We start from the raw sequence: 23027 nt of genomic DNA, 5'->3' as shown, positions 1-23027 counted from the left end.
GAATCAGGCCCCGACGATATCCACTTCGAGCCGCGCCCGCAGCGCCGGGGTGACCTCGGGCACGACGCCGAACCAGCGAGCGAAGCCGGGGACGGCCTGATGGAGCAGCATCCCGAGACCATCGACGGCGATGGCGCCACGCCTCTCCGCCTCAACCAGAAGGTCCGTCTTGAGTGGGACATAGACGATGTCGTCGACGATGGTGCCCGGGCGCAGTGTCGCAAGGTCAAGACCGAGCGGCGGCTGGCCCTTCATGCCGAGCGAGGTCGTGTTGACGATCAGGTCGGCTTCACCGACCAGAGCGCTGCGGGCCGACCAGTCCATGGCCTGCAACGGCGCGCCGAAAGCGGCGACCAGTTCGGCGGCGCGAGCCGGGTTTCGGTTGACGACGGCGATGCGGTCCAGACCCCTGCTCTTTAGGGCGTAGACGACAGCGCGCGCGGCACCGCCGGCGCCGATGACGAGCGCGGTCCGCACATGATCAAGCCAGCCCGGCGTTGTGGCATCGAGATGCCCGAGAAAGCCGGCGGCATCCGTGTTGTCGCCGCAAAGCCGGCCGCCCTCGCGCCAGAGCGTGTTCACGGCGCCGATGGCACGCGCCGCCTCGCTGACCTCATCAATCAGCGCTTCGGCCGCCTGCTTGTGCGGGACGGTGACGTTGCCGCCGACGAATTCGCCTGCCCGAAGACGAGTGATGAAGGCCGGCAGGTCGGCGGGTGCGACATCGATACGCTCATAGGACCCGTCGAGGCCATGGTCGGCCAGCCAGGTGCCGTGGATCAGGGGTGACCGGGAATGGGCGATAGGGTGCCCGATGACGAAGCAGCGACGTGTCATAGATCAGGTGTCCGGTCAGCGCAGGAGCAGGTCGTGGTCACGCAAAGCCGCGAGCACGGCAAAGAGCGGCATCCCCATGATGGTGAAATGATCACCCTCAACCGAGTCGAAGAGCTGGGAGCCAAGCTCTTCCATGCGGTAGGCACCGACACTGCCGAGGATGCTCTGGTCCAGAGAGGCGAGATAATGCGCGATGAAGGCCGGCGTCAGGGTTCGTACCGTGAGATGCGCGGTGACGGACCCTTCCGCGAGAATCGCGCCGTCGCGCACGAGCGCAAAGGCCGAATGGAGTTCATGCCTCTGCCCGCTCAGCATCGTCAGCCGGGCCTCTGCTTCGACGAGATCGGCCGCCTTGTGCAGCGTCTGCTCTCCGCAGGTCAGGATCTGGTCGGAGCCCAGGACGATGCGATCGGGGAGGCGGATGCTGACGGCCAATGCCTTGGCGACAGCGAGTGCCGAGGCGACAGCCTGCGGGGTTGCGCCTTCCGCGATGAGCGGCGCCTCGACTTCGCGTTCGTCGACGCCGGACGGCATCGTCTCAACTGGAATGCCGACGGCCATTAGCATGTCGCGCCGCGCGGAGCTGCCGGAAGCGAGGACGAGCGGCGCCGGCGCGAGCCAGAACGACGACCCGGTCATGTCGCGATGAATTGCAGACGATGATCACGCAGCAGATCGAGGATCGCGGCGGCGGTTTCCTCGATCGAGCGGCGGGTCACATCGATGACGGGCCAGCCCTTGCGGGCGCAAAGCCGGCGCGACTGCGCGACCTCGTCAGCGACCATGGCCGGATCGACATAGGGCGTCTCGTCATCGGCCTTGAGCGAGAGCAGCCGGTTCTGGCGGATCTGGACGATGCGGTCGGGGCTGGCGACGAGGCCGACGATCAGGGGTTTGCGGAGCCGTTCCAGCTCGGCGGGCAGGGGGACGTTGGGGACGAGGGGGATATTGGCGGTCTTGACGCCACGATTGGCGAGATAGATCGAGGTCGGCGTCTTCGAGGTGCGGCTGATGCCGACCAGGATGACGTCGGCGCTTTCAAGATCGCCGCCGAGCTGGCCGTCATCATGCAGCAGGGTGTAGTTCATCGCATCGATGCGGCGGAAATAATCGGCGTTGAGGACGTGCTGCGCGCCGGGCTTCGGAGCCGAGGCCTGGCCAAGATAGGACTGGAACAGCGACAGCACCGGCTGCAGCACCGAGAGGCAGGGGCACCCAAGCTCCTTGCAGAAATCCTCCAGACGCTTGGACCATTCCGGCTCGACCAGCGTGTAGAGCACGACTCCGGGCGAGGTCTCGATTTCGGCGAGCACACGGGCGAGCTGCGCCTCCGAACGGACGAGCGGGTAGACATGCTCGATCGCCGAGACGGTCTCGTACTGGGCGGCGGCGGCCCGGCTCACTGCGATCAGCGTTTCACCGGTCGCGTCGGAGACGAGGTGCAGATGGAAATAATTGCGCGCCACGACCGCTCCCAGGTTCGGCAAGATCCTGCCACCTCTAGCGCGGCGCCCGGGCAAAGCAAATTGCGACGCGGCAACCATGTTCGCCCTCTGTCGTCGATCGCCTGCAGCAGGCGGTAAAGATATCCGCCAGGCTGGGGAGGAATGTGGACAACCGGACCTTTTGGAAGGGCCGGTCCGGCGCTCTGTATAAGTCGGGGTATCGATCAACAGGCTGGAGGCTGTGCGCCGGAAACGGGGATGTTTCACGTGAATCATTTTGGCGGGTCATGCGCCGGCTCGGATTCGGATTGGTTAAGAAACTCTTAACGGTTGGATTGGCCTTGGTCGTATCGCCGCACCGGCACGTCCTGGCCTGTGGACTGGTTGTGGACGATCTTGTGCCGCGCTATGTGCCCCCCTCCAAGAGTCAAAAAAGAAGATTCTCTCTCTAGGATTCTTATTTGATTCAAGAAGGCCTTGAGAGCGGAGTGGCTATGGCAACGCGTGACGTACCGCTCTTCCTGCGTGCGCTGTCGGGTGAAGTCCTGCCGAAGCCGCCGATCTGGCTGATGCGGCAGGCTGGCCGATATCTGCCCGAATATCGCGAACTCAGGGCCAAGGCCGGCAGTTTCCTCGATCTCTGCTACAATCCTGAACGCGCCGCCGAGGTGACCCTGCAACCGATCAGGCGCTTCGGCTTCGATGCGGCGATCCTGTTTTCTGACATCCTCGTCATTCCGCACGCGTTGGGACAAAAGCTCTGGTTCGTCGAGGGTGAAGGTCCGCGGCTCGAACCTGTCGCCGATGAGGCGCGACTGAATGCGATCCATACCGAAGCCGATGAGGCGGTGCTGGCGCCGGTCATCGAGACCGTCCGCCGTGTCAAAGCTGCCCTGCCCAAGGAGACGGCCCTGATCGGCTTCTGCGGGGCGCCCTGGACCGTGGCGACCTATATGGTCGCTGGTCGAGGCACGCCCGATCAGGGGCCGGCCAAGGCGCTGTTTACCAGGGAACCGGAGCTGTTTGCGAGGCTCATCGACAGAATCGTCGTGGCGTCGACGGACTATCTCTGCGCCCAGATCGAGGCCGGTGTGGATGCGGTGCAAATCTTCGACAGCTGGGCGGGGTCGCTCGGACCGGTCGATTTTGATCGCTGGTGCATTGCGCCGACGAAACGCATCGTCGATGCGGTACGCGCGCGGCATCCCTCAGCCCGGATCATCGGGTTTCCACGAGGGGCGGGCCGGCTGATCCCGGCCTATGTCAAGGCGACGGGCGTCGATGCTTCGGGGCTGGAGACTGCGATCGATCGCGATTTCGCGCGCAACGAGATCCAGTCGCTGGTGCCGGTGCAGGGTCATCTCGATCCGCTGGTGCTGCGGGCGGGCGGTCCCGAGCTGGAGGCCGAGGTCGCTGCGATCCGCGCCGCCTTCGGCAGCGGGCCCTTTGTTTTCAATCTCGGCCACGGCATCTTGCCGGACACGCCGATCGCGCATGTCGAGCGTCTGCTCGCGGCGGTGCGAGCCTGACGAGGACCGATACGATGTATGAATGGATCAAGGCCTTCCATGTCATGGCGGTCATCGCCTGGATGGCGGGGATGCTCTATCTGCCCCGGCTGATGGTCTACCATACGGAGGCGCAGACCGGCTCGATCCAGTCCGAGACCTTCAAGATCATGGAACGGCGGCTGCTCAAGGGCATCATCAACCCGGCGATGATCGTGACCTGGGTGCTGGGTCTCTACCTCGCCTGGTCGGCCTTCGGCTTCAAGGGCGGCTGGCTGCACGGCAAGATTCTGCTGGTCTTCCTCCTCTCGGGCATCCACGGCTATCTCGCCGGACGGGTGCGTGCCTTCGCGGAGGATCGCAACGACAAATCGGCGCGCTTCTACCGGATCCTCAACGAGGTTCCGGCCGTGCTGATGGCGGCGATCGTGATCCTGGTCATCGTCAAACCGTTCTGAACGAGCGGGTTGAGATTCCCGCTTGAGCAGGCGGGCGATTCCGGCTATCAGGCAGGACGCTTCTCCAGCGTTCTCCCTGTTGCCGATGGTTCGTGAGCCGACTGCCGTTGCAGACGCTCGTGGCGCGCAACGTCCACGCCGGTCCGTTCTGGACTGTCGTTTTTCCTTTCACGTCCTGGTCCCGGCCGATCGCGCAGGGACATTTACGATGCGGGTGTCCCATGCGGGAAATCAAGCTCCAAGACCTCAAGGTCAAATCTCCGACCGAACTCCTGACCTTTTCCGAGGGGCTCGAGGTCGAGAACGCCAGCACGATGCGCAAGCAGGAGCTGATGTTCGCGATCCTGAAGCAACTCGCGGCGAAGGAGACGGAGATCCTCGGCGAGGGCGTCGTCGAGGTGCTTCCCGACGGCTTCGGCTTCCTACGCTCGCCCGATTCAAATTATCTGCCCGGTCCCGACGACATTTATGTCTCGCCGACCCAGATCCGGAAATTCGGTCTGCGCACCGGCGATACGGTCGAGGGGCCGATCCGGGGACCGAAGGATGGCGAGCGCTATTTCGCGCTGCTCAAGGTCAACACGATCAATTTCGAAGACCCTGAGAAGATCAAGCACAAAATCAATTTTGACAATCTGACGCCGCTTTATCCCGACGAGCGCCTGCGCATGGAAGTGCAGGATCCGACGAAGAAGGATTTTTCGGCCCGCGTCATCGACATCGTCTCGCCAATCGGCAAGGGCCAGCGCGCCTTGATCGTCGCGCCGCCGCGCACCGGCAAGACCGTGCTGCTGCAGAACATCGCGCAGTCGATCACGACCAACCATCCGGAATGCTATCTGATCGTGCTGCTGATCGACGAGCGGCCGGAAGAGGTCACCGACATGCAGCGCTCGGTGAAGGGCGAGGTCGTGTCCTCGACCTTCGACGAGCCGGCGACGCGCCACGTCCAGGTGGCGGAGATGGTGATCGAGAAGGCCAAACGCCTGGTCGAGCATGGCCGCGACGTCGTGATCCTGCTCGATTCGATCACGCGTCTCGGACGTGCGTACAACACCGTCGTGCCGTCATCCGGCAAGGTGCTGACAGGCGGCGTCGACGCCAACGCCCTGCAGCGGCCGAAGCGCTTCTTCGGCGCGGCCCGCAACATCGAGGAGGGCGGGTCGCTGACGATCGTGGCGACCGCGCTGATCGACACCGGCTCGCGCATGGACGAGGTGATCTTCGAGGAGTTCAAGGGCACCGGCAATTCGGAAATCATCCTGGACCGCAAGGTCTCGGACAAGCGCATCTTCCCGGCGATCGACATCCTCAAATCCGGCACCCGCAAGGAAGAGCTCATCACGCCGAAGGATGTGCTGGCCAAGACCTATGTGCTGCGCCGCATCCTGAATCCGATGGGGCCGCAGGACGCCATAGAATTCCTGATGGACAAGCTGCGCCAGACCAAACAGAACTCCGACTTCTTCGACTCGATGAACACCTAAGGCGTTTCGCGTCTCAGCGCGCGGAAGCCACGGCCTCAGCCAATCGATTCGGATCCGTTACGGGCGGCAGGCAGCGGCCGTGCAGGCAGATGAAGGCCGCGCCGGTTCCGGCATGACGGGCCATCGCGGCCGCCGGGTGGTCGGCCGGTACAGAGGCCGGATCGGGACAATCGAGCAGCATCGTCGCCGTGTAAGGCAGCCGGCGGGCCGCTTGGTGAAGGGCCTCGCGTTCGGGCCCGACCAGCACGATCTCGACGCCATGGCGCGCCAGATCATAGGCGTTCAGAATCGAGCCATGCGCCGTGGGTGAGCGGGCTGCTGCCGCCAGGGCGCGCGCCAACGTGTCGTCTGCCCTATCGGTGTCGGCAGCCTCCCCCGTCTTCGCGGCGATGCGAAGCAGGTTCGCGGCTTGAATGCCGTTGGCGTTGGGAACGGCATCGTCATGCGTCGGTCGAGGTAGGACCGGCAAGCTGTTGTTTTCAAGCCGAGTCATACCGAGCAGTTTGGTCTCGTCGCTGCGGTAGTGCTGCTCCAGATGGGCGGACCAGCGCTTCGCGTCGTCGAGGTAGTGCTTCGCGAAGCTGGCATCGTGCATGGCCAGGGCCGCGTCGATCATCGCGGCATGATCGAGCGCAAAGCCCGGACGGATCACGCGACCGGCGCGATAGGAATGGGCCAAGCCTTCGCCATCGGCCATCGATTCGGAAACGAAATGGTAGGCGTTTTCAGCCAGCGCAAGCCAGTCCGGGCGTTCGAGAAGACCCGCCGCCCGGGCCAGCGCCGCGATCATCAGCCCGTTCCAGTCGGCCAGTATCTTGTCGTCGCGGCCGGGTGGGATACGCGAGGACCGCAGCGTCAGAAGCTTGGCTCGTAAACCGGCAAGAGCGACCTCTGTGTCTTTGTCGGGATCGGGCGTCTCCAGGCGGTTGAGGATCGTCACCTCTTCCCAGTTGCCATGGGGCGTAACGTCGTAATGGGTCGCCAGCAGCTTGAACTCGTCGGGTGCCAGTACCCTTCCGAGTTCCGCCGCGGTCCAGACATAGAATTTGCCTTCCACCCCTTCGGAATCGGCATCGAGGCTCGCGGCGAAAGCGGCCTCCGGAAGCAGCATGTCGCGTTCCAGCCAGGCGACGATGCCCTCGGCGGCCGCGCGTGCGATGGGCGAGCCGCTGCGCGCGGCTTCGAGTGCATAGAGTCCGAGCAGCTGAGCGTTGTCGTAGAGCATCTTCTCGAAATGCGGCACGAGCCAGCGCTCGTCGACCGAATAGCGCGCGAAGCCGCCGCCGAGATGGTCATGGATGCCGCCGCGCGCGATTTGCTCGAGGGTGTTCGTCGCGGGGGTCAGCATCGTTTCGCTGCGCGTTCGCGTGCCATGCCGCCAGAGAAGCTCGATCAGGCCAGGATTGGGAAATTTCGGTGCGCCGCGCAGGCCGCCATGACGGCTGTCGAAGGCATTGGCGATCTGGCCCGCCAGAGAGTCGAGATCCGGCTCGCCGGCCGCTGTGGCCGGCGCCTCGCTTTGCCGCAGCGCCTCACCGATCGCGGCCGCGTTGCGAGCGATGCGATCCGGATCCTGGCTATGGGTCGCCGCGATCTGGCGCAGGACCGAGACAAAGGAGGGGCGGCCGTAACGCGGCTCGGGCGGGAAATACGTGCCGCCCCAGAAGGGCTCGCGATCTCCGGTAAGAAACATCGTCAGCGGCCAGCCGCCCTGCTCGCCGAGGCTGTGCAGGGCGCTCATATAGACATGGTCGATATCGGGCCGCTCCTCGCGATCGACCTTGATGTTCACGAAAAGCTCGTTCATGACCGCGGCCGTCGCGGGATTCTCGAAGCTTTCATGTGCCATGACATGGCACCAGTGGCAGGCAGCATAACCGACCGAGAGCAGCACCGGCCTGCGGCTGCTCTTTGCCTCTTCGAAGGCTGCATCGCTCCATTCCCACCAATCGACCGGATTGTCGCGATGCTGCAAGAGATAAGGGCTGGCGGCTTCGGACAGGCGGTTCATCGGCTGGAGCCTTGCAGGTGGCGGCATGAATAAGCTCACCTCATACAAGACGATTGTGGCGGTATCGTCCGGCAGCGGACGCGCCGGCGTCGCGGTACTGCGACTGTCGGGACCCGGCGTTCGATTCGCTCTCGAAACATTTGCCGGAGTTATTCCCGAGCCGCGAAAGGCGGTACTGCGGCGGCTGCGGGACGGGCAGGGCGAGACCATCGACACCGCCCTCGTCCTGTTCTTTCCGGCTCCCGCGAGTTTCACCGGCGAAGATGTCGCCGAGTTCCATGTTCATGGTTCCCGCGCAGTGCTCGCCAGAATGCTCGCTGCTTTGACGGCCCTTCCTGGTTTCGCACTCGCGGAACCCGGTGAGTTCACGCGTCGGGCGTTTGAGGCCGGCAAGCTCGACCTGGCAGCCGTCGAAGGTCTTGCCGACCTGATCGATTCGGAAACGGAATGGCAGCGACGGCAGGCGTTGCGCCAGATGGAAGGCGCTCTGGGCGCCAGCGTCGAGGATTGGCGCTTGCGGCTAATCGGAGCGATGGCGCTGCTGGAGGCGGAGATCGATTTTTCCGACGAGGGCGATGTCGGGAGCCACATCGTCGACGATGCCCGAGCGATGCTCGCGGCCATCCTCGCCGATCTGCGTGCCGCTCTTGGCAGCTTCGCGATGGGCGAGCGTGTGCGGGAGGGCTTCGTCGTCGTGCTCGCAGGGCCGCCAAATTCCGGAAAGTCCAGCCTTCTCAATGCGTTGGCACGGCGCGATGTCGCGATCGTATCGGCCATACCCGGTACGACCAGGGACGCGATCGAGGTCCGCCTCGATCTGAAGGGGCTGCCCGTGACCCTCATCGATACGGCAGGCGTTCGCGAAAGTACCGATCCGGTCGAATCGGAAGGGGTACGGCGGTCGCTGGCGTTGATCGCCCGAGCTGATCTCGTACTCAGCCTGCGCGCAATCGATTCGGAGCCGAACTCAATCGCTGCCGATGATCGAACCATGGCCATCGCTACCAAGTCCGACCTGGCGGGAACCGTATTTCCAAATGAGATGGCCCTTTCGGTTTGGTCAGGCCAGGGCATCGACGACCTTCTCGCGGCGATTGCAGAGCGGCTGATCGGCGAAGCCTCTTCGGAGCCCGCACTCCTGACGCGCGAGCGGCATCGACAGGCCGTGCGGGAAGCTATCGTCGCTTTGGAGCGCGCAGTCGCGGGTGAGAGTGCCCAGATCGAGCTGCTGGCCGAGGACGTCCGGGTCGCGGTCGGAGCGCTGGAGCGGTTGGTCGGGCGGATCGATGTCGAGGATGTGCTGGACCAATTGTTCAACGGGTTCTGCATCGGGAAATAACGGCGGCAGCTTCACAAGAGGGCAGTTTTCAATGGCCTTGGACAGGCTCCGTGTGCGAATTCGTTGACCCACCGCCTCGCTTTCGCTAGCGAAAGCAATGCAGAATTCTTCCGATAGAAGCCGATACGACGTCATCGTCGTGGGCGGAGGCCATGCCGGTGTCGAGGCGGCATCGGCTGCGGCGCGCATCGGCGCGCGCACGGCGCTGGTAACGCATCGTCGCGAGACGATCGGGGTGATGTCGTGCAACCCGGCCATCGGCGGATTGGGCAAGGGTCATCTCGTTCGGGAGATCGATGCGCTCGACGGGGTAATGGCGCGCGCCGCCGACCGGGCCGGCATACAATTCCGGATGCTGAACCGCCGCAAAGGGCCGGCCGTGCGCGGTCCGCGCGCGCAGGCCGACCGCAAGCTCTATCGGCAGGCCGTGCAGGAGCTGCTGGCCGAGCCGGACACTCTCGACATCATCGACGGCGAGGTTTTCGATCTGTCCGTTGAAGCCGGTCAGGTCGATGGCGTCATTTTGGCCGATGGACGTCGATTCGTATCCGGAACGGTCGTTTTGACGACCGGAACCTTTCTGCGCGGGCTGATCCATATCGGTGAGACCAAGACGCCGGCCGGGCGTGTGGGCGAAGCGCCGTCGCTAGGACTGTCGGCAACGCTGGAGCGGCATGGCTTTCCGCTCGGCCGCCTCAAGACCGGCACGCCGCCTCGGCTGGATGGGCGGACGATCGATTGGGCGTCCCTCGAGATGCAGGCGGGAGACGATCCGCCGGAGCCGTTCTCGGCGCTGACCGATCGCATCACGACGCCACAGATCTCCTGCGGCATCACGCGCACCACGGTCGCGACGCATGACCTGATCCGGGCCAATCTTCACCGCGCACCGATGTTTTCGGGCCAGATCGAGGGACGCGGTCCGCGTTATTGCCCGTCGATCGAGGACAAGGTCGGCCGCTTCGGCGATCGCGAGGGGCATCAGATCTTTCTTGAGCCCGAAGGGCTAGACGATCCGACCGTGTACCCCAACGGGATTTCGACTTCCCTTCCGGAGGATGTCCAGCTCGGGATGCTCAAGACGATCCCAGGTCTGGAGCAGGCGACGATGCTGCGGCCGGGCTATGCGATCGAGTATGATTTCGTCGATCCTCGCGCCTTGCAGAACACGCTCGAAAGCCGCGCAATCCGTGGGCTTTTCCTTGCGGGTCAGATCAACGGTACGACCGGCTACGAGGAGGCGGGTGCTCAGGGCCTGCTGGCCGGACTGAATGCGGCGCGACGAGCGAGTGGGGCTGAGCCTGCCGTCCTCGAACGGACGTCTTCCTATATCGGCGTCATGGTCGACGATCTCGTCACCCGTGGTGTTACGGAGCCGTATCGAATGTTCACCTCGCGGGCCGAATTCCGCCTGTCGCTGCGAGTTGACAATGCCGATGAGCGGCTGACGGCTATGGGGCTGGCGCTTGGTCTCGTCGGAGCCCGCAGAAAACTGAGCTTCGAGACCAGCACTACCCAGGTGGCGCGCCTGCGCGCTTTGCTGACGAGCTTAACTCTGACTCCGCAGCAGGCGGACGGCGCCGGTCTTCAGCTCAATCGCGACGGCCTGAAGCGTAGTGCCTTCCAGCTTCTCTCCTACCCGGATATCGGCTTGGAAGCGTTGGCGCGCATCTGGCCCGAACTCGGATCCTTCGCCCCGGCCATTGCCGCACGCGTTACCGCCGACGCGACCTATTCGGTCTACCTGGAACGGCAATCCGCCGAGATCCGGGCTTATCAGCGTGATCAGGCGCTGATCATGCCGGATCCTCTCGATCTCCAGGGCATTTCCGGCCTGTCGAACGAGTTGAAAGCAAAGCTGGCCGAGCATCGACCGGGCAATCTAGCGCAGGCGTCTCGGATCGAGGGAATGACTCCGGCGGCGCTGACGCTGCTGGCAGCGCATGCGCGCCGCGACCGCCGGCCCACCGCCGTTCCGGCGATTTGACGTGGGTGTTGAAAAGACAGACCGGGCCAGCGCATTGGCCTTGACACCTGTTTCACGTGAAACAGAGGAGCGCCTGGCACTACTGGTGTCGGAGCTGTTGCGATGGCAGACAGCGAAGAACCTCGTCTCCTCCGCAACGCTTGGCGATGTCTGGACCCGCCATATCGCTGACTCACTTCAGATTCACGCTCTGGCTCCCGATGCGACCCGCTGGCTCGATCTGGGCTCGGGGGGGGGCTTCCCCGGTCTTGTGATCGGGATATGTCTGATGGAGAAGGCCGGCGGGCATATCGATCTCGTCGAGAGCAATGGTCGAAAATGCGCCTTTCTGCGCCATGCGGCGCGGATCACCGGCGCTCCGGTCACCGTTCATGCGGCGCGCATCGAGAATGTGATCGGCGACTTCGTCGGCAAAGTCGATGTCGTCACGGCGCGTGCACTGGCGCCACTGCCGCAACTTTTGGAGTGGTGCAAAGACCTGTTGAGAACCGGTGCGTTGGGACTCTTTCCCAAGGGACAACATCTAGATGCCGAATTGACCGACGCCTCTAAATATTGGAAGATTCACGCCTCAACGGTTCCTTCCGTGACAGACAGCGCCGCCCGAATCCTGATGGTGAGGGGGGCCGAGAAGCAGGCCGATTCATGACCGATATGACCCCGATCCTGCTACCGCGCCGCCCGCGTGTGCTCGCTTTGGCAAATCAGAAGGGGGGCGTCGGCAAGACGACAACGGCGATCAACCTCGGCACGGCCCTGGCCGCGATCGGCGAAAAGGTGCTGATCGTCGATCTCGATCCCCAGGGAAATGCGTCGACCGGGCTTGGCGTCGACCGCCGCAGCCGCAAATCGTCGACCTATGATGTGCTTTGCGGCGATGTCGGACTCGGTCAAGCGTTGCAGGAGACGGCGGTGCCTGGCCTGTTCCTGGCGCCCTCGACGCTGGATCTGCTCGGCGTCGAGCTGGAGATCGCCGGCGCCAAGGACCGGGCGCATCGGCTGAAGAAGGCGATCGACGAGCTGGTCTACGACCAGCGCTGCTCCGACCTGACCTATATCCTGATCGACTGCCCGCCCTCGCTCAGCCTGATCACGATCAATGCGATGACGGCGGCCGATGCCGTGCTCGTGCCGCTGCAATGTGAGTTCTTCGCGCTCGAAGGCCTGAGCCAGCTGCTCAAGACCGTCGAGCAGGTGCGCAACGGGCTCAATCCCCGGTTGATCATCCAGGGCGTCGTGCTGACGATGTACGACCCGCGCAACAACCTGTCCGGCCAGGTCATGGCTGATGTCCGGGATTTCCTGGGCGACAAGGTCTACGACACCGTGATCCCGCGCAATGTCCGGGTCTCTGAGGCGCCGTCCTATGGCAAGCCGGTTCTGCTCTACGATCTGCGCTGCTCGGGATCGCAGGCCTATCTGAAGCTGGCATCCGAAGTGATCAAGCGCGAACGCGCTCTGCGCGCCGCCGCCTGAAACCGTTCGGACCGAGGATTGACGAGGATGACGATGGCCGAAGAACAGGGGCGTTCACGCCTGGGCCGTGGCTTGGCGGCCTTGATTGGCGATGTCGGCGAGGAAATGGGTGCGATCGACCGGGCGCGCGGCCAAAGGCGTGTGCCGGTCGAATTCCTGCGTCCGAGCGCGCGCAATCCGCGCCGCCATTTCGCCGAGGGTGACTTGGAGGACCTGACCGCGTCGATCCGCGAGCGGGGCATCCTGCAGCCGATGATCGTGCGTTCGATCACGGGCATGATCGACGCCTATGAGATCATCGCCGGCGAGCGGCGCTGGCGGGCCGCGCAAAGGGCGGGCCTGCACGACGTTCCCGTGATCCTGGTCGAGGCCGACGATCGCGAGGCGCTCGAGATCGCCATCGTCGAGAACGTCCAGCGTACTGATCTCAACGCGATCGAGGAGGCTGCCGGTTATGAGCGGCTGATCTCGGAGTTTGACTACACCCAGAACGATCTTGCCAAGATCATCGGCAAGAGCCGTAGCCACATCGCCAACACGCTGCGACTGTCGAAACTGCCGGAGTCGGTGCGGCAGATGGTCAGCGAGGGAACCGTATCCGCCGGCCATGCTCGCGCCTTGATATCAGTTCCGGAACCGGAACGGATGGCGAAGAAGATCGTCGATGAGGGTCTTAGTGTTCGCGATATCGAGCGTCTCGTGCAGACCGAGGTCAGGGGCGAGAGCAAGAGCGTTCCGGGCAAGCCCAGGCTCGACAAGGATCCCGACACGCGCGCCGTCGAGAAGGCTCTGGAAGAGGCGCTCGGCCTTTCCGTCTCGATCCAGCATCGCCCTAATGGCGGTGGCGAGATGAAGATCGGCTACAAGACGCTCGATCAACTCGAAGCCTTATGCCGGCGGCTGAAGGCCTGAAATCAGTCGCGCGCTGCGCTACGCGCCAGCCTTGCCATGGTCCAGAGGGCCCTTGCCGCTGCGGCTTTTCCGAGCTCGCCGTCCCGCCGGACGGCGAGGGTTGCCGCCCCTAGCACGCCGATCGCCTCCGTCAGCTTCGATTCCGTCCAGGCGGTGAGGGCGGCTTCCATCGCCGGAATGCGCGGATATGGCAGGCGCATCGTCGCGACGACGTCCTTGGCACTTCGTCCTCCGGTCATGCCCTGGCGCGCCTTCAGGAGGCTCAGCGCCTGGCGCAGGACCGCGCCGAGCATCACGCCGGCGTCGAGGCCTTCGCCTGCAAGTCTGGAATAGGCGAGGTCGAGCGCAGGCAGCTTGCCGGCAAAGACGGCCTCGACGAGCGCCGCCTGCTCGCGCTGGGCGGTGTCGCCGACGACAGCCTCGACATGAGCCTCCGTGATCGCCGGATCGGCCCCGGCGTAAAGCAGCAGCTTCTCGATCTCGCGGCGCGATGTCTGGCGGTCGCCGCCGAGCAGCCCGGCGAGCTGGTCGCGAGAGGCGCGGTCGATGGTCTTGCCCGCCGCGCGGGTCATTTCGTCGATGATCGTGGAGAGGTCGCGGGCTCCATCGCCGTAGCAGGGCACGGCGAGCGCGGTCTTTGCCCGCTCGCAGGCCACCCGCAGTGGATTGCTGCGCTGGAGGTCGCCGGCCTCGACGATAACGATGGCGTCCTTTGAGGGCGTCGTCAGCAGCGGTTCGATCGCTGGTAGCAGCATCTTCGAGGTCGGCGAGACCCGGATCGCGCGGCGGCCGCCGAAGAGCCCGATGGTGTTGGCCTCATCGACGAGCTTGAGCGGGTCAGCGGCGCAATCGTCGCCATTCATGCGGACGAGCTGGAAGGCATCGTCGGCGTCGTCGACATGGGCGCGTGCGAGCGCCTTCGCTCGTTCAGAGACCAGACCGGCATCGGGTCCGTAGATCAGCACGAGCCGCAAGGCAGGGTCGAGCCGGGTAAGCGCCCGGTCGGCTTCATGGGCCTTGATGGCGACCATGCGCGGCCCTCCGGCTCAGCCGGCAGTCAGATCGGCAGCGAGCTGGCCGCGTATCAGTGTCGCAAGGCTTTTCGCGGCGCGGATCTGGGCATCGCGCGCGGCGCGGACCGTGGAGAAACGCTGCTGCGAGCGCTCATAGGGCGAGCGGACGGTGTTCGTGCCTGAGGCGACGACCTCGCCGGAGCCGATCCGCTTGACCGACCATACGGCCTTGGCAACGAGAACCGCGGAATCAGCGCGGCCGTTCGTATAATCGACAGTCAACACCTCGAGCGATTCGGTGATGGCTGCCTCCAGCACAAGGCGCTTGGGGCCACTCGGCTCGCCGCCGCCATCGAGCTCGAAGACGAGTTCGTTGCGGAGATAGTGGCCGCTCAGCCCCTTCATCTCGCCGATCTCGACATCGCGAAGGGCGCTCTTAACGCTGCCGCCGATGGTGCTGGTCGTACCTTCGGCATAGAGCGGCCGCAGGCAGCCGCCGCTGAGTGCAGCCGCGCCGAGCGCGATCGCCAGCATAAAGCGGCGGGTCGGGGCTTCAGACGACGACATTCACAATTCTCCCGGGCACCACGATGATCTTCCGGATCGGCCGGCCTTCGAGTGCCCTGATGACGGCCTCGTTGGCACGGGCGATCGCTTCGACCGCCATTGTATCGGCATCGGCGGCCACGGTCACCTCCGCGCGCTTTTTGCCGTTGATCTGGATCGGCAGGACAAGGCTATCGTCGCGCAGCAGGCTGTCTTCGGCATCGGGCCAGGCGGCCTCGCCGACCAACCCGTTTTGGCCGAGAACCTGCCAGCAGGATTCCGCCAGATGCGGCATCATCGGCGCGACGAGCTGCGTCGCGATCGTCGCCGATTCGTGAAGCGCGAAGGCGATGTCGGGTTCGATCGCGGCGTTTTCGGCCGCGGCGTCGAGGGTTTTCCCGATGGCGTTGGTCAGCGTGTAGATGTGGGCGACGCAGCGGTTGAAGCCGAGGCGCTCAATATCGGCGCCGACAGCGTTCAAGGCCCGGTGGCTCGCCTTGCGCAGCACGAGGGCAGCTTCTCCAAATTCGGCGGGCCGGGCGGCCTGATTGCCGGTACGCTCTGCGATCTCGCCGATCAGGCGCCAGAGGCGCTGCACGAAGCGGGCGGCCCCCTGAACGCCTTCGTCCGTCCAGATCACGTCGCGCTCGGGCGGTGAATCCGACAGCATGAACCAGCGCGCGGTGTCGGCGCCGTAGGAGCCGATGATGTCGTCGGGATCGACGACGTTCTTCTTCGACTTCGACATCTTCTCGATCGCGCCGATCTCGATCGGCGCGCCGCCGTCGACATGGAAACCCTTGCGATCGCCGCCCATGCCCTCGATGCGGACATCGCCGGGCTCGACCCAGGTGCCGTCGGCGGCCTTATAGGTCTCGTGGACGACCATGCCTTGCGTGAACATGCCCTCGAAAGGCTCGTCGAGTCCGGCATGGCCGGTGGCCTTCATGGCGCGCGTGAAGAAGCGCGAATAGAGCAGGTGCAGGATCGCGTGCTCGACGCCGCCGATATACTGGTCGACCGGCAGGAAGCGATCGACGACGGCACGATCGGTCGGGCTGTCCGTCCGCCACGGGTCGGTGAAGCGGGCGAAATACCAGGACGAATCGACGAAGGTGTCCATCGTGTCGGTTTCGCGCCGGGCGTCCTTGCCGCATTGCGGGCAGGCGACGTGCTTCCAGCTCGGATGATGATCGAGCGGATTGCCCGGCTTCTCGAAGGAGACGTCGTCGGGCAGCTTTACGGGCAGGTCGGCATCCGGGACGGACACCGTGCCGCAATCGGCGCAATGGATCACGGGGATCGGGCAGCCCCAATAGCGCTGCCGCGAGACCCCCCAGTCGCGCAGGCGGAAATTCACCTTTCGCGCCGCGACGGGGGCATTGCCGCGCAACTCGGCTTCGAGCTGGCGCGCGACCGCTTCCTTCGCGTCGGGAATGGTCATGCCGTCGAGGAAGCGCGAATTGATCATGCGGCCGTCATCGACATAGGCCGTGTCGGTGATGACGAAGCTCGCCGGGTCCTGACCTTCTGGTGCCACGACAGGCGTGTTGCCGAGGCCGTATTTGTTGACGAAATCCAGGTCGCGCTGGTCATGGGCAGGGCAGCCGAAGATCGCGCCGGTGCCGTATTCCATCAGGATGAAGTTCGCGACATAGACCGGCAGGGTCCATGACGGATCGAGCGGATGCACGGCGCGGATGCCAGTGTCGAAGCCGAGTTTTTCGGCCTTGTCGATCGCTTCCTGGGCGGTGCCGGTGCGCTTGCAGTCCTCGATGAAGCTCTGCAGTGCCGGGTTGTTCGCGGCTGCGGCCTTGGCCAGCGGATGGTCGGGCGCGACCGCCATGAATTTCGCGCCGAACAGCGTGTCCGGCCTTGTGGTGTAGATTTCGAGTTCGTTCAGGCCGAACGCATTCGATTCGAGAGCGAAACGAATCAGCAGGCCCTCGGAACGACCGATCCAGTTCTTCTGCATCAGCCGTACCTTGTCGGGCCAGCGGTTCAGGCCCTCGAGCGCGTCATGCAGGTCCTGGGCGTAGTCGGTGATCCTGAAGAACCACTGCGTCAGCTCGCGGATTTCGACGGGCGCGCCAGAGCGCCAGCCCTTGCCGTCAATGACCTGCTCATTGGCGAGCACGGTCTCGTCGACCGGGTCCCAGTTGACCTTGGCGGTCTTGCGATCGACCAGCCCGGCCTTCAGGAAATCGAGGAAGAGCTTCTGCTGGTGCTTGTAGTAGCCCGGGTCGCAGGTCGCGAGCTCGCGGCTCCAGTCGAGCGACAGGCCCATGGACTGCAACTGCGTCCGCATCGTCGCGATATTGGCGTAGGTCCATTCGCGCGGATGGACCTTGTTGGCCTTGGCGGCGTTCTCGGCGGGCAAACCGAAGGCGTCCCACCCCATCGGGTGCAGGACAGCGAAGCCCTTGGCGCGCTTGTAGCGCGCCACGACATCGCCCATCGCATAATTGCGGACATGGCCCATATGGATGCGTCCCGACGGGTAGGGGAACATCTCGAGGACGTAATAGGTCGGGCGCGGATCGTCGTTGCGGGTCTCGAAGAGCTTGCGCTCCTGCCAGACACGGCGCCATTTCGGCTCGGATTCCTTGGGATTGTAGCGTTCGACGGCCATGAGAGCATGCAATTGTTGCGTGAGCGAAGTGAGCCGGACTAGGACACGATTGCGCGCGCGGGGTCAACGCCGCCCGCGAGCCGGAAAGGGCCTGCGATGAGCGAGACGGTTACGCGGCTGGACACAGTCAAGGCCGCGATCGAGCGGATGACGCGGGATTTCGAGCGTGAGCCCGGTTCGGTCACGCTGATCGCCGTTTCCAAGACCATGCCGGCCGAGGCCATCCTGCCGGCGCTGGAGGCAGGGCAGCGGGTCTTCGGGGAGAACTACGTCCAGGAGGCCAAGGCCAAGTGGCCGGCGCTGCGCGAGCGTTTCCCCGATGCGCAGGTGCACATGATCGGGCCGCTGCAATCCAACAAGGCGCGCGAGGCTGTCGAGCTGTTCGATGCGATCCATTCGCTCGATCGCGAGAGCCTCGCCAAGGAGATCGCGCGCGAAATCGCCAAAGCGGGGAAAGCGCCGACGCTGTACGTCCAGGTCAACACCGGCGACGAGCCGCAGAAGGGCGGGGTTTCACCCTCCGAGATCGACGCATTTCTGGAGACCTGCCGCGTGCATCATGGGCTCGTGATCGAGGGCCTGATGTGCATTCCGCCGGCCGACGATCCGCCTTCGCCGCATTTCGCACTGCTGGCTAAGATCGCCGCACGCCACGGTCTGAGCGGCCTATCGATGGGCATGAGTGCGGATTACGAGGCGGCGATCCAGCTCGGCGCAACCCACGTCCGCGTCGGCAGTGCGATCTTCGGCGCACGGGGCTGACGCTGCGCGTCAGGCGGCAATCTGGTTGGAAGCGTTGTCGGCTGCGGCCATGACGACCTGGTTCCGGCCCGCGGACTTGGCCGTATAGAGCGCGGCATCGGCCCGTGCGATCACGTCCTCGATATCGCGGTCGCCCTCGCGCGCCATAGCTGCGCCGATGCTGATCGTGATCGAGAGCTGTGCCAGTCCCTGGCTCACGATAGTGTTCTGGACCTGCTCGCGGATGCGGTTGGCCAGAAGTTTCGCGCCTGCGCCGTCGGTTTCCCGCAGCAGGACGACGAACTCTTCGCCGCCGATGCGCGCGACCTTGTCGGTCAGGCGGATCTGGCCGGCGATGATCTTGCCGACCGCCCGGATGACCTCGTCGCCGGCGGCATGGCCGAAGGTGTCGTTGACCCGCTTGAAGTGGTCGATGTCGAACATCAGGATTCCGAGATCGCGACGATAACGCTTGTAGTAGTTCATCGCGTCTTCGGCGAAGGGCAGGAAGGCGCGCCGGTTGAACAGCCCGGTGAGCGGGTCCGAATCGGCCAATGCCCGCAAAGTGTGGATGTCGGAGCCGAGGCGACGGGTCTTCTCGTCTGCGGCCTTGGCCTGGAGTTCGGCCCTGAGCTCGACCTCCCTGATGGTGTCCTGCGCCTCGCGCGCGCTTCGTTCCGCAGTGCCGAGGCGGCGCAGCAGCGAACGCAAGGCGGCCGACAATTGCAGGATGTCGCGCGAACCATGCTGGCGCTGGATATTGTTGGCTGCGGGATCACGCCCGATCAGGTCAATAGCGCTGCCCAGCCGGGTCAGCGGCCGCGTTACCGTGCCCGCGAGCAGCCAGGCCAGCGCCGCTCCGGCGGCAGCCGTGAGCAGACCGACCAGGCCGATCACCATCGTCAGGGCGTTGGCGGGTCCAAGCGCCACGTCGACGGGCCTGCGCGCCGCCACGATCCAGCCGAGGCCGGGGTAGTCGCCCTGCCCCTTGGTCGCGACGAGCGCGGTCAGCATCGGGCGCTCGCCGCTGCGATCGTCAAAGGTCGTTCCGTTTCCGTCGCGGGAGCGGGTCAGGTGTTCCGGTGCGAATGTTGCAGCGTTCGCCGGGCCGAGCAGGACGTTGCCGTCCCGGCCCAGCACCCAGATGTCGGTTTCGAGATCGGGGCTGTGCTTGAACAGGATATTGGCGCGGACGTCGCTGGCCCAGTTCCAGCTCAGATGGGCGCCGAGCACGCCGAGCTTAGCGCCGTTCTGGGCAGTGACGGGCATGGCGACATCGACGAATCGGAACGGCGCCGCGTCGGGGCTGCGCCGCAGCAGCGCGTCGAGCAGCTTTGCATCGTGAACGTCCTCGACGGCCGGCCCCTTCATCCCGTTGGCGAACCAGGGACGCTGAGCGACGGAGGCACCTTCGAGCATACCGCGCGTGGCGGCGCGCACCGTGCCGTCAGGGGTCGCAAAGCCAAGCCAGGCATAGTCCGGCAAGGTCGATTGCAACTGTCCAAGTACGCCGCGGATCTTCGCGGGGTCGCTCTGCCAGATACCGCGCAGTGGTTCGAGATCGACGATGTTGCGAATCTCGCGATAGCGTTCGAACATGTTCTGGTCGAGGCTGTCGGCCATGGTGCGCGCCATCGTCGCCAGTTCGAGATTGGCGTCGCGGACCGCTTCCCTGCGCGCGAGCAAGGCAGCACCGATCGTCACCATCGCGACCGTCGCGGCGCAAAGCAGGCCGGTCATGACGGCCGTCTGCTGCCTGACGGTCAGGCGGTCGGCCAGACGGGTGGACCAATAGCTGCTGAACATGGAAACTCCGGCGATCACATCGCGGAAGCTCGGTCATGAAGGCAAAACTGAGGTTAATCCCGCCCAAGGAAGTCCTTGCATGGTTCACATGGCCTGAATGGAACGGCTTGGATGCGCCGTTCAGACGATCCTCATCACGCAGGCGCGCGCCAGCCGCGGCAGCAGCTTGGCGAAGACATGGCCTTCGACCGCGACGCAGCCCGCTGTCGGCGTAAAGCCGGGTCTCGCGAGATGCCAGAAGATGGCGCTGCCGCGGCCCCGGATCACCGGGGCATCGTTCCAGCCGAGTTCGACGATGACATCGTAGAGATGGTCGGCCCGCTGCAGCCGCTCCTCAGCCTCGCCGGGTGGCCTGTCGATCAGGCGGTTGTAGCGGCGGTCGCCGGCGTCGTCGCACCAGGCGTCGCGGGAGGCGATAGCGCGCACCGGCAGCAGTGTCGGGGGGCGGCGGAGGCGGTCTCTACGATAAAGCACGCTGCGCAGCTTCAACGCCGCGCGTGGCGTGCCCCCGTCGCCCTCGCGCTTCTGCGCACGAATGCCGCCGCGACCCAGGGCGCAGGGGAAGACGGACCGGCCAGCGACCAGGAAACCACGGCTGCGGTTCGCGACCGAGGCGAAGACGCGCAGCGTCGTCAGGCCGGATCGCGTCGGTGCGCGTCCGGAGGTGATCGGACTCTCACGTTTTCTCACGGTAATTCCATCTCGCGTGACTTGCGGTCGTGATTCAGCGGGCTCATGGTAAAGCCATTGCAACCTGCCGATCGATTTTCCATGTCCGCCGTCCATCATATCCTGCTCGTCGACGACGACCAGATGCTGCGCGACGCGCTTGCCGAGCAATTGGCGCTCTATGACGAGTTCAAGCTCTCGGCGGCGGGCACTGCGACCGCGGCGGTGAAGCTGGTCCAGGCCGAGCGGATCGATCTCGCCGTGATGGATGTCGGGCTGCCCGACATGGACGGGCGCGAAGCGGTCAAGATGATGCGCAAGAACGGCTTCAAGAGCCCCGTCATCATGCTGACCGGCCAAGGCTCCGATGCCGACACGGTGCTCGGGCTAGAGGCCGGCGCCAACGACTATGTCGTCAAACCATTCAAGTTCGCCGTGCTGCTGGCGCGGATCCGTGCGCATCTGAGGCAGCACGAGGCCAGCGAGGATGCGGTTTTCCAGGTCGGCCCCTACACCTTCCATCCGGGCTCGAAGCTGCTGGTCAGCGAGAAGGGTTCCAAGACCAAGTTGACGGAGAAGGAAACGGCGATCCTGCGCTTCCTCTACCGCGCCGGGCGCAAGCCGATCGCGCGCGAGATTCTGCTTCAGGAGGTCTGGGGCTATAACTCGCAGGTGACCACGCATACGCTCGAGACGCATATCTACCGGCTGCGGCAGAAGATCGAACCCGATCCGGCCCATGCGCGGCTGCTCGTGACGGATGCGGGCGGCTACCGCCTCAATCCGTAAAGCCCCGACGTGGCGCTCGACGACGACATCGCGATCCTGGCCCGGCAGCCGCTGCTGGGCCTGATGGATCGGGACGCGCTGCGGCTCCTCGCCTTCGCGGCGGAAAGCCGGATCATGCGGGCTGGCGACATCCTGTTCCGGCGCGGAGAGGCCTCGGACGGGGCCTTGCTGGTGATCTCGGGGGCGGTGGCCCTGACCAGCGAGGATGACGGACGCAAGGCCGACGAGGTCGTCGGTCCCGGGTCGCTTCTGGGCGAACTCGCGCTTTTCACCTCGGTCGAGCGGCCGGTCACGGCGATCGCGCGTGAGCCGACGCAGGTGATGCGGCTGTCGCGCAGCGTGATGCGCCGGGTTCTGGGCGAATCGCCGGGCTCGGCAGAGGCGATTGCGGCCGCCGTCAGCGAGAGGCTGCGCCAGTTCGCAGAAGAACTTGCGCCGGTCCGCGATGCTCTGGACGCGCTCGACCGCGGCTGAGGCGGATTTCAGAGTTCGAGCGTGACCGTCACCGGAACGTGGTCGGATGGACGTTCCCAGCCGCGTGCCTCACGAAGAAAAGCAAGATCGCGCAAGGCGGGTTTGAGGCCGTCCGAGAGCCAGATGTGGTCGAGCCGGCGGCCGCGGTTCGAGGCCTCCCAATCGGCGGCGCGATAGCTCCACCAGCTGTAGAGCTTTTCGGGTTCGGGCCTGAGCGTGCGCGCCGCATCGGTCCAGCCGAGCTCGGTGCGCAGCCTTTCCAGTGTCGTGGTCTCGATCGGGGTGTGGCTGACGACGTCGAGCAGCTGCTTGTGGCTCCAGACGTCGTGCTCATAAGGCGCGATGTTGAGGTCGCCGAGCAGGATGCTGGGCCGGTCCGTCGGCCTTTTGGCGATGCCCCAGGCGCCGACCTCGTCGAGAAAGGCGAGCTTGTGGGCAAATTTGATGTTCTTTTCGGGATCGGGAATGTCGCCGCCGGCCGGGATATAAAAATTATGGATCGCGATGCCGGCTGCGGCACCTGCGCCCTTGTCGAGCACGGCCGTCATGTGGCGGGCATCGTTCCTGCCGCACATCGACATGGCGTCGCGCTCGCTGAAGGGCAGCTTCGACAGGATCGCGACGCCGTTATAGCCCTTCTGGCCGATGAAGGCCTGATGGACATAGCCGAGCTTCTCGAAGGCCTTTGCGGGAAACTGCTCGTCGGGCGTCTTGGTCTCCTGCAGGCACAGGATGTCGGGCTGATAGCGGGTCAGGAATTCCCCCACCATGCCGATGCGAAGCCTGACGGAGTTGATGTTCCAGCTGGTGACAGTGAGTTGCACGCGCATTTTCCGGGTCAAAGAACGGCCGGAAACTGGTTCGTGGCGCGGCGAAAAGCAAGCGTTATGGCGACGC

At 64.8% G+C, this 23027-nt stretch carries 21 protein-coding genes; 11 read left to right on the top strand and 10 right to left on the bottom strand.

What is annotated here, in order from left to right:
• Window positions 1-3 precede the first annotated feature (3 nt).
• From AXW83_RS19350 to AXW83_RS19340, 3 genes are read right to left on the bottom strand one after another with little or no spacing between them, the layout of a single operon-like run.
• Window positions 4-837 carry a shikimate dehydrogenase gene (locus AXW83_RS19350; RefSeq protein ID WP_066616071.1) on the bottom strand — a complete coding sequence of 278 codons (834 nt, stop codon included), beginning with the start codon at window positions 835-837 and terminating at the stop codon, window positions 4-6.
• Between the two features lie 15 nt (window positions 838-852).
• Window positions 853-1476, bottom strand: coding sequence for a Maf family protein (locus AXW83_RS19345; protein WP_066616070.1), 624 nt, complete (start codon window positions 1474-1476; stop codon window positions 853-855).
• Entirely contained in the window at window positions 1473-2303 is an 831-nt protein-coding gene (locus tag AXW83_RS19340) for a pyruvate, water dikinase regulatory protein (RefSeq protein ID WP_066616068.1), read from the bottom strand. Before AXW83_RS19340 ends, AXW83_RS19345 begins: the two co-directional genes overlap by 4 nt.
• Before the next feature lie 473 nt (window positions 2304-2776).
• Here AXW83_RS19340 and hemE point away from each other — a divergent pair, with 473 nt between their 5' ends.
• From hemE to rho, 3 genes are all read left to right on the top strand, one after another.
• The gene (gene hemE, locus AXW83_RS19335; protein ID WP_066616066.1) at window positions 2777-3811 is read left to right on the top strand and encodes a uroporphyrinogen decarboxylase; all 1035 of its coding nucleotides are present in this window, start codon (window positions 2777-2779) and stop codon (window positions 3809-3811) included.
• Window positions 3808-4248 (top strand): protoporphyrinogen oxidase HemJ, encoded by a 441-nt coding sequence (gene hemJ, locus AXW83_RS19330; protein ID WP_066620860.1) that lies wholly within the window; start codon window positions 3808-3810, stop codon window positions 4246-4248. The genes hemE and hemJ overlap by 4 nt, the downstream gene beginning before the upstream one ends.
• 221 nt (window positions 4249-4469) lie before the next feature.
• Window positions 4470-5735, top strand: a complete 1266-nt coding sequence (rho, locus tag AXW83_RS19325; protein WP_066616064.1) for a transcription termination factor Rho — start codon at window positions 4470-4472, stop codon at window positions 5733-5735.
• Window positions 5736-5748: 13 nt separating this feature from the next.
• On the opposite strand, the gene AXW83_RS19320 is transcribed toward rho, so the two are convergent.
• Window positions 5749-7746 (bottom strand): thioredoxin domain-containing protein, encoded by a 1998-nt coding sequence (locus tag AXW83_RS19320; RefSeq protein ID WP_066616062.1) that lies wholly within the window; start codon window positions 7744-7746, stop codon window positions 5749-5751.
• Window positions 7747-7771: 25 nt separating this feature from the next.
• Here AXW83_RS19320 and mnmE point away from each other — a divergent pair, with 25 nt between their 5' ends.
• From mnmE to AXW83_RS19295, 5 genes are all read left to right on the top strand, one after another.
• A complete protein-coding gene (gene mnmE / locus AXW83_RS19315; RefSeq protein WP_066616060.1) occupies window positions 7772-9085 on the top strand; it encodes a tRNA uridine-5-carboxymethylaminomethyl(34) synthesis GTPase MnmE in 1314 nt (437 codons plus the stop codon).
• A gap of 97 nt (window positions 9086-9182) precedes the next feature.
• A complete protein-coding gene (gene mnmG / locus AXW83_RS19310) occupies window positions 9183-11072 on the top strand; it encodes a tRNA uridine-5-carboxymethylaminomethyl(34) synthesis enzyme MnmG (RefSeq protein WP_066616057.1) in 1890 nt (629 codons plus the stop codon).
• 1 nt (window position 11073) lies between these two features.
• Window positions 11074-11721, top strand: a complete 648-nt coding sequence (gene rsmG, locus AXW83_RS19305) for a 16S rRNA (guanine(527)-N(7))-methyltransferase RsmG (protein ID WP_236841720.1) — start codon at window positions 11074-11076, stop codon at window positions 11719-11721.
• Complete coding sequence (locus AXW83_RS19300; RefSeq protein ID WP_066616051.1) at window positions 11718-12548, top strand: ParA family protein; 831 nt, start codon at window positions 11718-11720, stop codon at window positions 12546-12548. Before rsmG ends, AXW83_RS19300 begins: the two co-directional genes overlap by 4 nt.
• Window positions 12549-12581: 33 nt before the next feature.
• The gene (locus AXW83_RS19295) at window positions 12582-13460 is read left to right on the top strand and encodes a ParB/RepB/Spo0J family partition protein (RefSeq protein ID WP_066620858.1); all 879 of its coding nucleotides are present in this window, start codon (window positions 12582-12584) and stop codon (window positions 13458-13460) included.
• 2 nt (window positions 13461-13462) lie between these two features.
• Here the strand turns inward: AXW83_RS19295 and holA are convergent, their stop codons facing one another.
• Genes holA through leuS form a run of 3 tightly spaced genes read right to left on the bottom strand, consistent with a single transcriptional unit; the run spans window position 13463 to window position 17651 of the window.
• On the bottom strand, window positions 13463-14491 hold the full coding sequence (gene holA / locus AXW83_RS19290; RefSeq protein WP_066616050.1) for a DNA polymerase III subunit delta: 1029 nt from the start codon (window positions 14489-14491) through the stop codon (window positions 13463-13465).
• Window positions 14492-14506: 15 nt separating this feature from the next.
• Entirely contained in the window at window positions 14507-15040 is a 534-nt protein-coding gene (locus AXW83_RS19285) for an LPS assembly lipoprotein LptE (RefSeq protein ID WP_156640195.1), read from the bottom strand.
• Window positions 15027-17651 (bottom strand): leucine--tRNA ligase, encoded by a 2625-nt coding sequence (gene leuS, locus AXW83_RS19280; RefSeq protein ID WP_066616047.1) that lies wholly within the window; start codon window positions 17649-17651, stop codon window positions 15027-15029. Before leuS ends, AXW83_RS19285 begins: the two co-directional genes overlap by 14 nt.
• 96 nt (window positions 17652-17747) lie before the next feature.
• Here leuS and AXW83_RS19275 point away from each other — a divergent pair, with 96 nt between their 5' ends.
• On the top strand, window positions 17748-18413 hold the full coding sequence (locus AXW83_RS19275; RefSeq protein WP_066616046.1) for a YggS family pyridoxal phosphate-dependent enzyme: 666 nt from the start codon (window positions 17748-17750) through the stop codon (window positions 18411-18413).
• Window positions 18414-18422: 9 nt separating this feature from the next.
• On the opposite strand, the gene AXW83_RS19270 is transcribed toward AXW83_RS19275, so the two are convergent.
• On the bottom strand, window positions 18423-20198 hold the full coding sequence (locus AXW83_RS19270) for a sensor domain-containing diguanylate cyclase (RefSeq protein WP_066616044.1): 1776 nt from the start codon (window positions 20196-20198) through the stop codon (window positions 18423-18425).
• A gap of 120 nt (window positions 20199-20318) precedes the next feature.
• Entirely contained in the window at window positions 20319-20888 is a 570-nt protein-coding gene (locus AXW83_RS19265; RefSeq protein ID WP_236841719.1) for a L,D-transpeptidase family protein, read from the bottom strand.
• 81 nt (window positions 20889-20969) lie between these two features.
• On the opposite strand from AXW83_RS19265, the gene AXW83_RS19260 reads away from it, so the two are divergent.
• Together AXW83_RS19260 and AXW83_RS19255 are read left to right on the top strand one after the other, a co-directional pair.
• Window positions 20970-21656, top strand: coding sequence for a response regulator transcription factor (locus tag AXW83_RS19260; RefSeq protein ID WP_066616042.1), 687 nt, complete (start codon window positions 20970-20972; stop codon window positions 21654-21656).
• A 9-nt stretch (window positions 21657-21665) separates the two neighbouring features.
• Window positions 21666-22130 carry a cyclic nucleotide-binding domain-containing protein gene (locus AXW83_RS19255; RefSeq protein WP_066616040.1) on the top strand — a complete coding sequence of 155 codons (465 nt, stop codon included), beginning with the start codon at window positions 21666-21668 and terminating at the stop codon, window positions 22128-22130.
• Window positions 22131-22138: 8 nt separating this feature from the next.
• On the opposite strand, the gene xth is transcribed toward AXW83_RS19255, so the two are convergent.
• Window positions 22139-22954: an exodeoxyribonuclease III gene (gene xth, locus AXW83_RS19250; protein ID WP_066620854.1), complete on the bottom strand. Its 816-nt coding sequence runs from the start codon at window positions 22952-22954 to the stop codon at window positions 22139-22141.
• Between the last annotated feature and the right edge of the window lie 73 nt (window positions 22955-23027).

The organism is Bosea sp. PAMC 26642 (assembly GCF_001562255.1).
In the GTDB taxonomy this organism is placed as follows: Bacteria; Pseudomonadota; Alphaproteobacteria; order Rhizobiales; family Beijerinckiaceae; genus Allobosea.
Note: the sequence above shows the minus strand (reverse complement) of the source record. Positions and strands in the feature narration are given on the sequence as shown.

What these genes read in the sequence shown, in the direction of transcription:
- leuS (WP_066616047.1), bottom strand. Translation starts at nt 17,651, where the DNA reads ATGGCCGTCGAACGCTACAATCCCAAGGAATCCGAGCCGAAATGGCGC.
- AXW83_RS19270 (WP_066616044.1), bottom strand. Translation starts at nt 20,198, where the DNA reads ATGTTCAGCAGCTATTGGTCCACCCGTCTGGCCGACCGCCTGACCGTC.
- AXW83_RS19295 (WP_066620858.1), top strand. Translation starts at nt 12,582, where the DNA reads ATGGCCGAAGAACAGGGGCGTTCACGCCTGGGCCGTGGCTTGGCGGCC.
- AXW83_RS19260 (WP_066616042.1), top strand. Translation starts at nt 20,970, where the DNA reads ATGTCCGCCGTCCATCATATCCTGCTCGTCGACGACGACCAGATGCTG.
- AXW83_RS19300 (WP_066616051.1), top strand. Translation starts at nt 11,718, where the DNA reads ATGACCGATATGACCCCGATCCTGCTACCGCGCCGCCCGCGTGTGCTC.
- AXW83_RS19320 (WP_066616062.1), bottom strand. Translation starts at nt 7,746, where the DNA reads ATGAACCGCCTGTCCGAAGCCGCCAGCCCTTATCTCTTGCAGCATCGC.
- AXW83_RS19350 (WP_066616071.1), bottom strand. Translation starts at nt 837, where the DNA reads ATGACACGTCGCTGCTTCGTCATCGGGCACCCTATCGCCCATTCCCGG.
- holA (WP_066616050.1), bottom strand. Translation starts at nt 14,491, where the DNA reads ATGGTCGCCATCAAGGCCCATGAAGCCGACCGGGCGCTTACCCGGCTC.
- rho (WP_066616064.1), top strand. Translation starts at nt 4,470, where the DNA reads ATGCGGGAAATCAAGCTCCAAGACCTCAAGGTCAAATCTCCGACCGAA.
- AXW83_RS19275 (WP_066616046.1), top strand. Translation starts at nt 17,748, where the DNA reads ATGAGCGAGACGGTTACGCGGCTGGACACAGTCAAGGCCGCGATCGAG.
- mnmE (WP_066616060.1), top strand. Translation starts at nt 7,772, where the DNA reads ATGAATAAGCTCACCTCATACAAGACGATTGTGGCGGTATCGTCCGGC.
- AXW83_RS19345 (WP_066616070.1), bottom strand. Translation starts at nt 1,476, where the DNA reads ATGACCGGGTCGTCGTTCTGGCTCGCGCCGGCGCCGCTCGTCCTCGCT.
- mnmG (WP_066616057.1), top strand. Translation starts at nt 9,183, where the DNA reads ATGCAGAATTCTTCCGATAGAAGCCGATACGACGTCATCGTCGTGGGC.
- AXW83_RS19285 (WP_156640195.1), bottom strand. Translation starts at nt 15,040, where the DNA reads ATGTCGTCGTCTGAAGCCCCGACCCGCCGCTTTATGCTGGCGATCGCG.
- hemE (WP_066616066.1), top strand. Translation starts at nt 2,777, where the DNA reads ATGGCAACGCGTGACGTACCGCTCTTCCTGCGTGCGCTGTCGGGTGAA.